The 13728-nt window shown below is 59.1% G+C and carries 9 protein-coding genes and 1 pseudogene; 5 read left to right on the top strand and 5 right to left on the bottom strand.

Annotation, left to right across the window (positions count from 1 at the left end; translation table 11 throughout):
• The first annotated feature begins 53 nt into the window (after window positions 1-53).
• Both selD and mnmH read left to right on the top strand, forming a co-directional pair.
• A complete protein-coding gene (gene selD, locus P5706_RS21010; protein WP_285681500.1) occupies window positions 54-1088 on the top strand; it encodes a selenide, water dikinase SelD in 1035 nt (344 codons plus the stop codon).
• Window positions 1088-2191, top strand: coding sequence for a tRNA 2-selenouridine(34) synthase MnmH (mnmH, locus tag P5706_RS21005; protein ID WP_285681498.1), 1104 nt, complete (start codon window positions 1088-1090; stop codon window positions 2189-2191). Before selD ends, mnmH begins: the two co-directional genes overlap by 1 nt.
• Window positions 2192-2339: 148 nt before the next feature.
• Here the strand turns inward: mnmH and P5706_RS21000 are convergent.
• The 3 genes and pseudogenes from P5706_RS21000 to P5706_RS20990 form a co-directional block, all read right to left on the bottom strand.
• Window positions 2340-3599 (bottom strand): annotated as a pseudogene (locus P5706_RS21000) (IS256 family transposase).
• A gap of 91 nt (window positions 3600-3690) precedes the next feature.
• The gene (locus tag P5706_RS20995) at window positions 3691-4746 is read right to left on the bottom strand and encodes a permease (protein ID WP_285681496.1); all 1056 of its coding nucleotides are present in this window, start codon (window positions 4744-4746) and stop codon (window positions 3691-3693) included.
• 199 nt (window positions 4747-4945) lie between these two features.
• The gene (locus P5706_RS20990) at window positions 4946-5647 is read right to left on the bottom strand and encodes a histidine phosphatase family protein (protein WP_200431669.1); all 702 of its coding nucleotides are present in this window, start codon (window positions 5645-5647) and stop codon (window positions 4946-4948) included.
• Window positions 5648-5898: 251 nt separating this feature from the next.
• Here P5706_RS20990 and P5706_RS20985 point away from each other — a divergent pair, with 251 nt between their 5' ends.
• From P5706_RS20985 to hemB, 3 genes are all read left to right on the top strand, one after another.
• Entirely contained in the window at window positions 5899-6597 is a 699-nt protein-coding gene (locus P5706_RS20985) for a glutathione S-transferase N-terminal domain-containing protein (RefSeq protein WP_017137779.1), read from the top strand.
• 3 nt (window positions 6598-6600) lie between these two features.
• Complete coding sequence (locus tag P5706_RS20980) at window positions 6601-7443, top strand: PhzF family phenazine biosynthesis protein (protein ID WP_285681493.1); 843 nt, start codon at window positions 6601-6603, stop codon at window positions 7441-7443.
• Window positions 7444-7560: 117 nt separating this feature from the next.
• A complete protein-coding gene (gene hemB / locus P5706_RS20975) occupies window positions 7561-8535 on the top strand; it encodes a porphobilinogen synthase (protein ID WP_069786976.1) in 975 nt (324 codons plus the stop codon).
• Between the two features lie 79 nt (window positions 8536-8614).
• Here hemB and P5706_RS20970 read toward each other — a convergent pair whose 3' ends face one another.
• The gene (locus tag P5706_RS20970; RefSeq protein WP_200431671.1) at window positions 8615-8944 is read right to left on the bottom strand and encodes a hypothetical protein; all 330 of its coding nucleotides are present in this window, start codon (window positions 8942-8944) and stop codon (window positions 8615-8617) included.
• Window positions 8941-13593, bottom strand: coding sequence for an RHS repeat-associated core domain-containing protein (locus tag P5706_RS20965; RefSeq protein ID WP_285682795.1), 4653 nt, complete (start codon window positions 13591-13593; stop codon window positions 8941-8943). The genes P5706_RS20970 and P5706_RS20965 overlap by 4 nt, the downstream gene beginning before the upstream one ends.
• Between the last annotated feature and the right edge of the window lie 135 nt (window positions 13594-13728).

Here is a 13728-nt window from a genome sequence, read left to right as displayed (position 1 = left end):
CCGGCTTTTTGCTGTCTGTTAGAATCGGCCCACTTGTTACCTTGAGGTCCACCATGAACGAGCCGATTCGCCTCACCCAGTACAGCCACGGCGCGGGTTGCGGCTGCAAGATTTCGCCCCAGGTGCTGGAAGTGATCCTCGCCGGCAGCGGCGCACAGAACCTCGACCCCAACCTGTGGGTGGGCAACGCCTCGCGTGACGATGCGGCGGTGTACGCCATCGACGACGAGCGTGGCGTGGTCTCGACCACCGACTTTTTCATGCCGATTGTCGATGACCCCTTCGACTTCGGCCGTATTGCCGCCACCAACGCGATCAGCGATATCTACGCCATGGGCGGCGACCCGCTGATGGCCATTGCGATTCTGGGCTGGCCAGTGAATGTGCTCGCGCCGGAAGTCGCCCGCGAAGTGATCCGTGGCGGCCGCTCGGTGTGTGACGCCGCCGGCATACCGCTGGCTGGCGGGCACTCTATCGACGCGCCGGAGCCGATTTTTGGCCTGGCCGTGACCGGCATCGTGCAAAAGCGCCATATGAAGCGCAACGACACCGCCACCGCCGGTTGCAAGCTGTACCTGACCAAACCGCTGGGCATCGGCATCCTTACCACCGCCGAGAAGAAGGGTAAATTGCGCGAGGCGGATATCGGCCTGGCCCGTGACTGGATGTGTACGCTCAACAAGCCTGGCAGTCGTTTTGGCAAGTTGGCCGGCGTAACCGCGATGACCGATGTCACCGGTTTCGGCCTGTTGGGCCATCTGGTGGAAATGGCTGACGGCAGTGGTCTCACGGCCCACATCGAATACGCCAGAGTCCCACTCCTGCCTGGGATCGAGGACTACCTGGACCAGGGCTGCATGCCCGGTGGTACCTTGCGCAATTTCGACAGCTATTCAAGCAAGCTGGGGCGTCTGCAGGAACTGCACAAGCGTGTGCTGTGCGACCCACAGACCAGTGGCGGCCTGTTGATTGCCGTCACCCCAGAGGGCGACGCCGAGTTTCACACTGTGGCCGCAGAACTGGGCCTGAGCCTTGAGCCAATCGGCGCACTGGTTGAGCGACAGACCCACGCGGTAGAGGTGTTTTGATGGCAACTGACATCACCAACTACCGCGACATCTTCCTCAACGACCGGCCGATGATGGATACCCGCGCGCCGATCGAGTTCACCAAGGGCGCGTTTCCCGGCGTGGTCAACCTGCCGCTGATGACCGACGACGAACGCCAGCGGGTCGGCACCTGCTACAAACAGCAGGGCCAGCAAGCGGCCATCGTGCTGGGGCATGCGTTGGTGTCCGGGGCAATCAAGGCCGAGCGCATCGAGCATTGGGCGCAATTCGCCCAGGCCAACCCCGACGGCTACCTGTACTGCTTTCGCGGCGGGCTGCGGTCGCAGATCGTGCAGCAATGGTTGAAGACCGAAGCGGGTATCGAGTATCCCCGCGTCGGCGGTGGTTACAAGGCCATGCGCACCTTTCTGCTGGAAACCCTGGAGCAAGCGACGGCCGAGTGTGATTTCGTCTTGCTCGGCGGCATGACCGGGACCGGCAAGACCGAGGTGTTGAGCCAGTTGCGCAATGCTTTGGACCTTGAAGGGCACGCCAACCATCGCGGCTCCAGCTTCGGCAAGCGCGCCACGGCGCAACCGTCGAACATCGACTTTGAAAACCGCCTGGCGGTGGACCTGCTGAAGAAACGCGCGGGCGGTATCGAACAGTTTGTGGTCGAGGACGAAAGCCGCATGATCGGCAGCTGTGCTTTGCCGTTGCCGTTGCATAAGAGCATGCAGACCTTCCCGATGGTGTGGCTGCAAGACAGTGTTGAAGGCCGCGTCGAACGGATTCTGCGCGATTACGTGGTGGATCTTTGCGCCGAATTTATCGCGGTGTTTGGCGAAGGCGGGCAGGCGTTGTTTGCCGAGCGCTTGACCCAGAGCCTGGCCAACATCCACAAGCGCCTGGGTGGCGAACGCTTCCAGCGCTTGCAAGCGATCTTGCAGGAAGCTTTGACGGAACAGGCACGCAGCGGTGCTGTGGATTTACACCGGGGCTGGATCGAAGGCTTGTTGCGCGAGTATTACGACCCGATGTATGCGTTCCAGCGTGAAAGCAAAGGCGCGCGGATCGAGTTTGCCGGGGAGCAGGGCGCGGTGGTGGAGTACTTGCGCGAGCGGGTTGCCAGGCGGGGTTAATGCAGTGGGTTAGAGGGCCTAATCGCAGGCAAGCCAGCTCCCACATTTGACTGCATTCACAGATCAACATGTGGGAGCTGGCTTGCCGAGAGTGTCAGATTTTTTGTGTTCGGGCCGGTTACGGCCTGCCGTCAGGCAGGCCTTATTTTTACCAGGTCGGCCTGATAAATCGATCTCCGTACAGAATCGCAAATTGATTCATCGCGCTCTTCCAATCATGAGCTGCACTGCCCCAGTTCGCGGTGATATTTCGTAATGCCAGCCAGATTAGTTTTGTCGCGGCCTCATCCGTTGGGAAGTGGCCTCGCGTCTTGATGACCTTGCGCAACTGGGCATTGATACTCTCGATGGCATTGGTTGTGTAGATCACTTTGCGTATCGCCGGGGGGAACACGAAGAACGGTATAACTCGATCTCAAGCACGTTTCCAAGCCGATACGACTGTCGGATATTGCTTACCCCAAGGCCCGGCTTCGAAAGCCAGTAGCGCTTGTTCTGCGGCGTCAGCATTGAGTGCTTGATAGATCGGCTTCAGTGCCTTGGCTAGCTCACGGCGCTTATCCCACGGGGCGTAATCGAGGCTGTTACGGATCAGGTGGACGATACAGGTCTGCAACGTCGTTTCAGGAAACACAGCACTCAGCGCTTCGGGCATGCCTTTGAGACCGTCAGTTACGGCGATCAAGACGTCTTCGACGCCTCGGGTTTTCAGGTCGTTAAAGACCTTCATCCAAAACTTGGCGCCTTCGGTTGTTTCAATCCAAATGCCCAGGATATCTCGGGTTCCGTCCGGCAATACGCCCAGTGCCAGGTAGATCGCTTTGTTGCGCACCAGGCCTTCGTCGCGAATTTTGACTCGCAATGCATCGAAGAAAATTACCGGGTACATCGGTTCAAGCGGTCGCTGTTGCCAGGCGGTAGCCTCCTCCAAAACTGCGTCAGTGACAGAACTGATGAAGTCGTGGGAGACGTCTGTTCCGTACTGTTCAGAGAGAAACGCACGGATTTCGCGAACCGTCATACCTCGTGCATACATCGCGATGATCTTGTCATCAAAGCCGGTAAAACGGCGCTCATGCTTAGGGATCAAGATCGGGGCAAAGCTTCCATCGCGATCTCTGGGAATGTCCAGACGCAACGGGCCGTCATCGGTCAGCACCGTTTTGCCACTCTTGCCGTTGCGTTGGTTGCTCGATTCCTCAGGGCGCTCCGCGCCCTGAGGGTAGCCAAGATGGTGGCTCAACTCAGCACCAAGGGCTCGCTCGATGAGTGCTTTTTTGAACGCCATCGAGGCATCCTGAATGGCTTCGGCACTCATCGGGCCGCTGACGAACTGGTCGATCAGCTCTCTGGGAATGGATGGAAGGTCTCGCGGGGCCTCACGGGCCGGTTTCTTTTTGGTCGGCATACATGCACCTCTATCAACATGTTATGCCCGAACACAAAATTTATGACAGTCCCGCTTGCCTGCGATTAGGCCCTAAGCCCCACAACAAAGCCTAAAGAATCACCGCCCCGATCAGCCCACACACCACCCCCACCAACATGGTCAGCCCGGCCACCGTCACCAGCACCCGCGCGTCGAAGTCCTTGCGCAGCATCAACAGCGACGGCAGGCTCACGCTGGGCAAGGTCATTAGCAACGCCACGGCCGGGCCGATGCCCATGCCCAATGTCATCATGGTTTGTACGATAGGAATCTCGGCTGCCGTAGGAATGACGAACAGGGTGCCGACGATGGCCAGCGGTACCAGCCACACCAGGCTATTGGCCATGGCGCCGTCGACATGGGGAAACAGCCACACCCGCGCGGCGCCCAGAATCAGCACGGCGACGATATAGATCGGGATCGTACTCCAGAACAGCTGCCACAGAGTCCGCAGCCACCGGCTCAAAAATGGCTGCGACTCGGTCTGACTCACGTCAGCCACGGCATCCAATGCCGCTTCCGGCACGTGATCGGGACGGGCAATGCGTTGTGCGACCAGCGACACGCCCACCACCAGCACAATCCCCGCCACCAGCCGCAGCGCAGTAAAGCCCCAACCCAGCACAAAGCCCATGAACACTAAGGTTGCCGGGTTCAGCACCGGGTTGGCGATCCAGAAGGCCAGCGCCGCGCCCACCGATACCTGCTGACGGCGCATGCCCGCTGCCACCGGGGCCGCGCAGCAACTGCACATCATCCCCGGCAAGGCGAACAGCCCGCCACGCACGGTCGAACCCAGCCCTGCGCGGCCAAACAGGCGCAACAGCCAGTCACGGGGGATCAGCACTTGCAGCAGCGATCCCAGAATCACCGCCAGTACGGCGGCTTTCCAGATCGCCAGAAAATACACCTGGGCATACGCCAGCGCGGCGGCTAGGGGCGAGCTTTGCTGATCGTTGAGAATCGAGGCGCCAATGCTGTGGTTATCCGCAGCGACAAAGGCTTTGAGGTAGTAGGGCGACCACTTCACGTAATAGAGGCCGATGCAGGCCACCAATATGAACAGCGCTGGTTTCCACCAAAACGACCAGCCCCGGTTGGGCTGGGTGGAGATGAGGTTGGGCATGGTGCAGGTCCGCAGAGGATTCAATAGCGGGGCATCATACGCGCCTACCACCGATCGTTCCCACGCTCCTGCGTGGGAATGCAGGCTGAGACGCTCTGCGTCGCGACGCTGGCCCCAGCACCTGAACCTCGTGCAGGGTGAAAATTGAGCGTTACGGAGTGAATTCCTACGCGGGAGCGCGGGTTCTATCTGCAGGGCTTCAGATATCCGCGCTCACTTGGGTTGCTGCCGGGCATGTCTGCTCGCCGTTATCCAGGCCTTGCTTGTAGTTGCGGCTCAGCAGCGAGGCCTTGCCGTTGTGCCAGGTCAATGTCAGCACATACAGGGTGTCATAGTCGCCACCGGACCAATCGTCGGTGATGGTGTGTTTTTCGCCCGAGGCTTCACTGGCCACCCGGTTGATCAGCTCCGGCAGATAACCGTGGGACCAGGCGGTGTAGATGATGGAGTTGTGGTACTTGTCTTCCACCAGCTCATCGGCGAGGTCGTGGGTATCATTGGCGGAGAACTTGATGTTCACCGGCAGGCCGAGCTTGATGGCGCTGGGGCTGATGGTCATCAGGGGCCGAATGTAGCTGTAGGAGTTGTCGTGCTCGCCTTCCTCGACATTGCGCGTCGGGTTGGGCGCAAATACGTAGTTGGCCTTGCCGAATTTTTCCGGCAGCACGGTGGCCAGGTTCATCGCGCGGTTCAAACCCTGGCAATTGAGCTGGCCGAGGCCGCCGACGGGTTTTTCGCCGTGGCGCAGGAACACCAGGGTTTGCACACCGTCCACCGGCGCGGCGCGGCTGATTCGCGACTCCAGGGTCAGACCGACGGCGCCGCCCACCAGCAACAGCGGCAACATGATGTAGGCATAACGTTTAAGACGTTGCGCAAGGCACAGAGGCTTGATTGTCATTAGAGGTTCGAGTCTTCAGTGCGGCGATTAAGGCGGGCAAGCCTGGCCCCAGCGACGCATCCGGCGTGCTGCGGTTTAACCTGTGATTGTTACGGCGTATCTCCTTTCACCGTCATGGCGCAGTTAAGAGTGTGAATCGGCTCTTTGGTTCGCCTGTGCGCACCATAGCGCGGCTATGTTGCGCAATGATGACCCATGCAGGACGGCGTGCAGGTGGCTATCATGGGGTCTTTGAGCCTGGGGACTTCCCGATGAACGCACTTGCCGCTTTCCCGATCAACAGCAAATGGCCCGCCCAGCACCCGGAGCGCTTGCAGCTGTATTCGCTGCCCACGCCCAATGGGGTCAAAGTGTCGATCATGCTGGAGGAACTGGGCCTGCCTTATGAAGCACATAAGGTCAGTTTCGAGACCCAGGACCAGTTGTCACCGGAGTTCATGTCCCTGAACCCCAACAACAAAATCCCCGCGATCATCGACCCCAATGGCCCGAGCGGCCAACCGTTGGCGTTGTTCGAGTCCGGCGCGATCCTGATTTACCTGGCGGAAAAAACCAGCCAGTTACTCTCCGAAGACCCGGCCACCCGTTACGAAACCCTGCAGTGGCTGATGTTTCAGATGGCCGGTATCGGCCCGATGTTTGGCCAGGTCGGGTTCTTCAACAAGTTCGCCGGCAAAGCATACGAAGACAAACGCCCACGTGATCGCTACGCCGCCGAATCTCGGCGTTTGCTCGGCGTGCTGGAAAAACACTTGCTGGGTCGCACCTGGATCATGGGTGATGAATACAGCATCGCCGACATTGCCACCTTCCCGTGGATCCGCAACTTGATCGGTTTCTACGAGTCCGGCGACTTGGTCGGTATTGCTGATTTCCCTAATGTGTTGCGCGCACTGGACGGTTTTGTCGCCCGCCCGGCGGTGATTCGTGGCCTGAGTATTCCGAGCTAAGACATGCCGACTTTCGATTTCAAGCAACTGGATGTGTTCAGCCGGGTTTCGCTCAAGGGCAACCCCCTGGCGGTCGTGCTCGGCGCCGATAGCCTCACCGACCAGCAAATGGCCGACTTCGCCAACTGGACCAACCTCAGCGAGACCACGTTTTTGCTGACGCCGCGTGACCCTCGGGCGGATTATCGGGTAAGAATTTTCACCACGCTTAAAGAGCTGCCGTTCGCCGGACACCCGACCCTGGGCAGTTGCCATGCGTGGCTGCAGGCAGGCGGCGTGCCCAAGGGTGAGGAGATTATCCAGGAGTGCGAGATCGGCCTGGTGCGTGTCCGTCGCCAAGGCGATGAACTGGCGTTTATTGCACCGCCGTTGCTGCGCACGGGGCCGGTGGAAGCGCCCCTGCTGGAGCGCGTGCGCCTGGGGTTGGGCCTGGCACCTGAGGCCATTGTGCGCAGCCAGTGGGTGGATAATGGCGCTGGCTGGCTGGCGCTGATGCTGGCCGACCGCGATCAAGTGTTGGCCTTGCAGCCCGATTACGCGCAATTGTATGGCTTGGCCATTGGCGTCATCGCACCCTGTGACCCGGCGCGTGACGAGGTGGACAGCCACTTTGAAGTGCGCGCTTTTATCGCCGGTGACGGCGCCCAGGAAGACCCGGCCACCGGCAGTTTGAATGCCGGTGTTGCCCAATGGTTGCTGGCCGAAGGCCTTGCGCCCGAGCGGTATGTGGTCAGCCAGGGCACCGCGATTGGGCGTGCCGGGCGAATTCACGTAGAGCGCCAGGGCGATGAAATCTGGGTGGGCGGCGCAGTGGCGGCGTGCATCGAAGGGCGAGTCCAGCTCTAGATCAATATATTGTTACGGCCCACGCAATACACTATTGGTCCCTGGGCGTTTGTGCTGCGGGGGCCAAGGGGCATAAGCTTTTGCCCCAATTATTTTCTTTCGCTATCCAGGAAAGCCATGACCAGCCAGTTCCCCCAAGCCCGTCCTCGCCGCCTGCGCCGCTCCCCGGAGCTGCGTGGCCTGTTCCAGGAAACCGAATTCACCCTCAACGACCTGGTACTGCCGATTTTCGTCGAAGAAGAAATCGACGACTTCGTGCCGATCACCAGCATGCCGGGCGTGGTGCGTATTCCTGAGAAAAAACTGGCCGGTGAAATCGAGCGTTATGCCCGTGCCGGGATCAAGTCGGTAATGACCTTCGGCGTGTCCCACCACCTGGACGCCAACGGCAGCGACACCTGGAAAGAGCGCGGCCTGGTCTCGCGCATGTCCTCGATCATCAAGGACGCCGTGCCGGACATGATCGTGATGTCCGACACTTGCTTCTGCGAATACACCGACCACGGCCACTGCGGCGTGATGCACGGCGCCCACGTCGACAACGACGCGACCCTGGTCAACCTCGGCAAACAAGCCGTGGCCGCCGCCCGTGCCGGCGCCGATGTCATCGCACCGTCGGCCGCGATGGACGGCCAGGTCCAGGCCATCCGCCGCGCCTTGGACGACGCGGGCTTCACCCATATCCCGATCATGGCCTACTCGACCAAATTTGCCTCGGCCCTCTACGGCCCATTCCGCGAAGCCGGCGGCAGCGCCCTCAAAGGCGACCGCAAAAGCTACCAGATGAACCCAATGAACCGCCGCGAAGCCGTACGCGAGTCCCTGCTCGACGAACAGGAAGGCGCCGATGCGCTGATGGTCAAACCGGCTGGCGCCTACCTCGACATCATCCGCGACATTCGCGAAGCCTCGCGCTTGCCGGTGGCGGCGTATCAGGTGAGTGGCGAATACGCGATGATCAAGTTTGGCGCCCAGGCAGGCGCAATTGATGAGGCCCGGGTGGTGCGCGAGACGTTGGGGTCGATCAAGCGGGCGGGCGCTGATTTGATTTTTACGTATTTTGCGATGGATTTGGCGTTGGCTGGGATCTAAGGGTATCGGGTAACTCTGTGGCGAGCGAGTTAGCTCGTCACAGGTGTGAGTTTGGGGAAGCACGCTCCATTAGATGCTATCAAGTGATCAATGAATTGGCGGCTTTTTGAAGTTCTGCGTTAATCGAAACTTGAGCGAGCAGCATTTGTTCTCTTAGCGTACCAATTGACTGCGCGGTAAGCGTTAGAGCGGGAGATTCCCATTCATAGTCTTTAACGACCTTAACTTGGAAGTGTCCTTTGGCGTCGAATGAAGGATACCAACCTACATCAATGAGGAAACCGTGCGGATACTCCACCTGAAGCATGTCCTCTTTCAGGTTATGGGCTTGATGCTCAATCCCTGAATCCTGCAACATCGAGAGCTCGTCGTAAGTAACTTTGCCTTGTAGGAAATCTAACGAGATCATTTAGTTAATCTCCGAAATTCTTGCTCTGAAATGGGATGGCCGTGGATTGTTTTTGCGCTCAATTCTATGCGTATCCAACGGCTGGATACGCCCTCGCTGGCGCCAATGCTCTCAGGGTACTCCATCACTTTCCACGGTTTTCCATTAGTAGCCGCTCTGCCGTTTTTATAGGCTTCTCTTTCCAGATTTTCAATATTTATGCCTGGCTTGTACTTGGCTGGACCGGACTTGGTTGTTGCCAGAATATCTTTCCAAGGCATTTTCTTTGAAGGGCTGTGTTTATAACCATGAGCTGTCCACTCAATTTCTTCAGGCGCAGGCAGCGTCGGCTGGCTGCCTTTTACTATTGCACTGCTAGCCGGATCTTCGACGCCCTCAAAGGGACCGCATTCACCAGGACATTTACTGAGTCCTAGCGGATCCACCCACCCCGTAGGGTTCGGCACATACCGGTACGCATTAATCCCACCCGCCAGCCTCACCGGATCCGGCGTCAGGTAACGACCAATATCTGGATTGTAGTAGCGATGGCGGTTGTAGTGCAGCCCGCTTTCCGCATCGAAATATTGGCCCTGAAAACGCAACGGGTTGTCGATTTTTCTTTTGTCTAGGCGGGCGATTTCTCCGTAGGCGCGGTAGTGCGCGGACCAGACGATTTCGCCTTCGGGATTTGTGAGTTCCTGCGGTGTGCCCAGGTGGTCGAGTTGGTAGTGGAAGGGTTTGGTGTCTTGAGGGCCAAAACCTTCCAGCAGTGCCAGCGGCCTAAAACTGTCTGGCTCGTAGATATAGCTGCGATGCCGATCCGCGTGGTGTTCGGCCACCAGCTTGTCGCCTTGCCAGAAAAACTCCGTGGTTTTCCCATCCACCGTCTTGCTGATCCGCCGCCCAAACGGGTCATAGCGATAGCTGGCGGTTTGCCCGTTCGGTTGTGTGATCCCAATCAACCGATGCTGGCAGTCGTAGCGGTATTCGGTAACGAGCTTATGCCCCTTGCCACGCCGCTGGCGGATCAAATTGCCGAAGGCGTCGTAGTCGTAGTGATGATCGCCTTGGATCATCAACCGGTTCCCCGCCACGATGTCCGGGCCTGGGCGGTCTTGCACGAGCAGGTTGCCAGCCGGGTCGTGGCCGAAGCGTTCCTGTAGGTCTTGTGAGTGATCGGCGCGGGTCAGGCGGGCGAGGGGGTCGTAGTGGTAGTGGTGTTCGCCTTTGCGGGTGTCGAGCAGGCGGGTGAGGTTGCCGGCGGTGTCGTAGTCGTATTGGCGTTGGTAAAGCGTGTGTTGCTGTTGGCTGACGGCGTGGGCGTGCAGGCGGTTCTGGTCGTCGTAGTGGTAGTGGCTGAGGAGTTGGCCCTGCTGGCGTTGGTGTTCGCGGCCGGTTTTGAACAGGTGGGAGGTGAGGGTTTCGCCGTTCAGCTCGACGGTGGAAAGGTGGCCGCCTTTGTCGTGGTTGAAGGTGAGGCGGTTGTTGTCCGGGAGGCGCAGGTTTTTAAGTTGGCCGCAGGCGTCGTAGCCGTAACGCAAGGTACCCCAGCCCTGGTGTTCGGCAGTGAGGCGGTTTTGTGGGGCGTATTCGTAGGCCAGCGCCCAGTGGCCGTCGTCGACGCTAAGGAGATTGCCTTGGCGGTCGTAGGCATAGTCGACAACATTGCCGTCTGGCAGGGTTTTTCTTACTAGGCGCCCGGCGTGGTCTCGCTTATAGCGTGTAACGAACTGGCTGCCGTCGTCGCCGTGTTCGGTTTTTTCCGCCAGGTTGCCGTTGAGGTCATACATGTAAGTGGTGCGCTGGCCGTCAAAGCCGATTTCCTGCTGGATCAGGCCGTTGGGGTGGTAATCGAGTTGGTAGGTTTCGCCTGCCTCGTTTTCGATAGAGGTCAGCAGCAGGCGCGCATTGTCGTAGCGGTATTTAACGTAGGTGCCATCGGCGTTGATACGGCGGCTGATCAGGTGCAGGCCGTCGGCGTATTCGTAGCGGGTGACGTGGCCAAGTTCGTCGTGTTCGGCGGTGATTTTTCCGTAGGCGTTGTAGCTGTATTCGCGCGTCGCGCCGCCTGGAAGGGTTAGTTTTCGCAGGCGCCCGGCAGCGTCCCATTGGTACTGCGTGAGCCCGCCGTGCTCATCCTCGCGGGCAACCTGTCGTCCGAGGTCGTCATAGCGATAACGCTTGCTACCCCCATTAGGCAGCAGCTCCTCAAGCAACTGCCCAAGCTCATTCCAGACCAGCCGATGGCAACTGTTGTCGGGAAACCAAACCCCCGTCAGTTGCCCATATTTGTTGTAGCTATAGTCCGTGATATTGCCGTCAGGATCGGCCTTGCGCGTGACGTCGCCCTGATCATTGCGCTCATATTTCCAGACGGCGAGACCACGCCTTACGACCCGTACGAACCCGTTGTCATGCTCGTAGGACGTCGGCTCGTCATCCCCCGGAAACAACGCCACCAAGCGTCCGGCTTCGTCGTACTGGTACGCCGTCACCGCTCCAAGCGGATCCTGCTCGACCGTCAGCCGGCCCTTGTCGTCATAGGATTTGAAGTGTTCAGCACCGTCCGGATCAATGCGCTGCACCAAGCGTGCGCGGTCATCGTGGACATACACTTCCCGGCTGCCATCAGCGTTATTAACCGTGACACGGCCGTCGTCACCCCAGGCATACCGCGTATCCATCTGCGAAAAGCTGGCCCAATGCCGAACACACCGCGCCGCCTTGCCAGGCCGTTCCCATTCCCAAAAGAAGCTCGCCCCACCGGCCAACCCGCGTTCAAGAATGACGTGCTGCTCGTCGTACCGATATACCTCGCTTTCACCTACAGCATTGGTCGCAGAAACCAGTCGGCCAAGGTCGTCATAGGCGTAGGAAACAACCTTCTGCTCGGTGACCCATTCAAACGGCTCGTGCCCCTTGGCGCGATGAACCTGATAGTCCAGCGCCACAATGCGGCCCGACTCGTACCGTAAAAACAGGGAGCGACCTACACCATTATCCAGCCGCTCAACCCGCCCCAAACGATCGTGAAAAACTCGCAGCCGGTTGTCATACGCATCGCTGATGGCAACCAGCACGCCATCGTGAAAGTGATAAAAGCGCGACGCCTGGGCCAGCACCAGTTCATCGGGCAAGTCGCCCAAATAGATCGCCGCTTCGGCCAAGCTATTGGTAATCGCCGGTCGAGCAGCGGTAGGCAGCACAAACTCGGTACGGCGATTCTCATGATCCGTCCACACCACCGAATCACCGTAAACACAAAGCCTATGCGCCAGCGAATGGCTCCAGCCAAACCCCAACCCGCCATCCACTTCCACCGCACTGGTGCGATACAGCCGCGTCCACTCAAACGGCAAAACCCCGTCCAGCGTGCCATCGGTAAGGGTCAGCAATTCCTCGCCGGTGACCATCGACACAGGGCAACCGTTGGTAACGGTTTTGTCCGCAGGTGCCGCTGCATCGCCATTGAGGTTTTTGCCCGAAGCCGGCGCATCATCAACGTGTTCCTGGCGCACCAACGCGGTCTGCTGCGTCTTGCCGCGCACCGCCGGCACGGGATTGGCAACCAATTGATCCCCAGCCTTCAACGTCGCAACCGGTACGGTCTTGATCGGCGTCGGGGCACTGCCCAGCAACAGAGGTTTAACCGCCGCTACATGTGGCTCCAACGTCGGCCCCACGAGCTGTTTGGCCAGCAACTCGAGCAAACTCCGCGCCCGTCCGGACTTGATGTGCCCGAGGACTTGAGTGCCCAGGCGTACCGCCACGCCCATGCCTGCCGTTGCCCTAATCAACAGCAAGTTGATCAACACCTCGCCGGTTATTTCGCCCATCAGCTCCTGCATGTCTTGCGGCGGCAGCAGGCGCATCCAACTGACCATCACCGACACGTAAATGAACAACAGCGGTTCATCGCTGAGGACCAGCAGGCCGTTGGCGATCGCGTCGTTGCTGAGTGTCAGCAGCTCATCAAGCTCGGCTTGGGAGATGTACTTGAGCAACTTCTCGCTGTTGGGCTTGATGTCCGCCAACAGGTCAAACAGCTGCGTTAAGTTGTCCCAAAGGGCGTAAAGTGCCGTGCCCATGCCATTGAGAGCCGCCTTCTCCAGCATCCTGCGTTGGTCAAGCGGTTTGGCGTCGGTATAAATTCTCCACTGCGCTTGGAAGGTGTCGTTCCACTCTTTACGCAGGCGCTCTTCCAACCCCGCAATCACTGTCTGATAAGACGCGTACAGTGCCTTGACGTGATCGTTGGAAACATCGGGGTAAAAACTGATTCGGTACGATTGATTACGATCACACCCGGTGATTTCGAGAATGCCGCTGGGGCCGATGGAGTGGTGGATCGGCTCGCCCAATGGGCCGCCGCTGGGATCGACGCGTTGCAGCACCACCGGCGTATTGCCGATAGGCACGAAGCGCTTGCTTTGGAACATATGCACCAGGGTCAACGTGCCATTGGCCTGGCACGTGGCAACGGTGCTACTGGGAATGATGGAGCGGTTGATCGGGGCGACCAGCGCCACCTCATCCCCGACCTTGAACACCTGCTCGATATCCAGCGCCGAGAAGCTCCAGAAGCTCGACGCCCAGTCGTCAAAGGTATTCAGGCATTCGCGAAAATCACGGAAGACGCTTTCAACATCGACCGTCTTCATGTCCATTGGGGTCAGGGCCAGCCTGCCAATGGCCGGGTTCAAGCGCTGGCCCCTTTGGCCCGGGCTCTAACAAACAAAACCATCTGCAATCCCTCGCACTGTGTGATCAGGCGAAGGACTTTGCAGCGGTTTTAAGACGCG

The sequence above is a fragment of the Pseudomonas sp. ChxA genome (assembly GCF_030263855.1).
GTDB classification, from domain to species: Bacteria; Pseudomonadota; Gammaproteobacteria; order Pseudomonadales; family Pseudomonadaceae; genus Aquipseudomonas; species Aquipseudomonas fluorescens_CB.
This window is presented reverse-complemented; position numbering and strand designations above follow the sequence as displayed.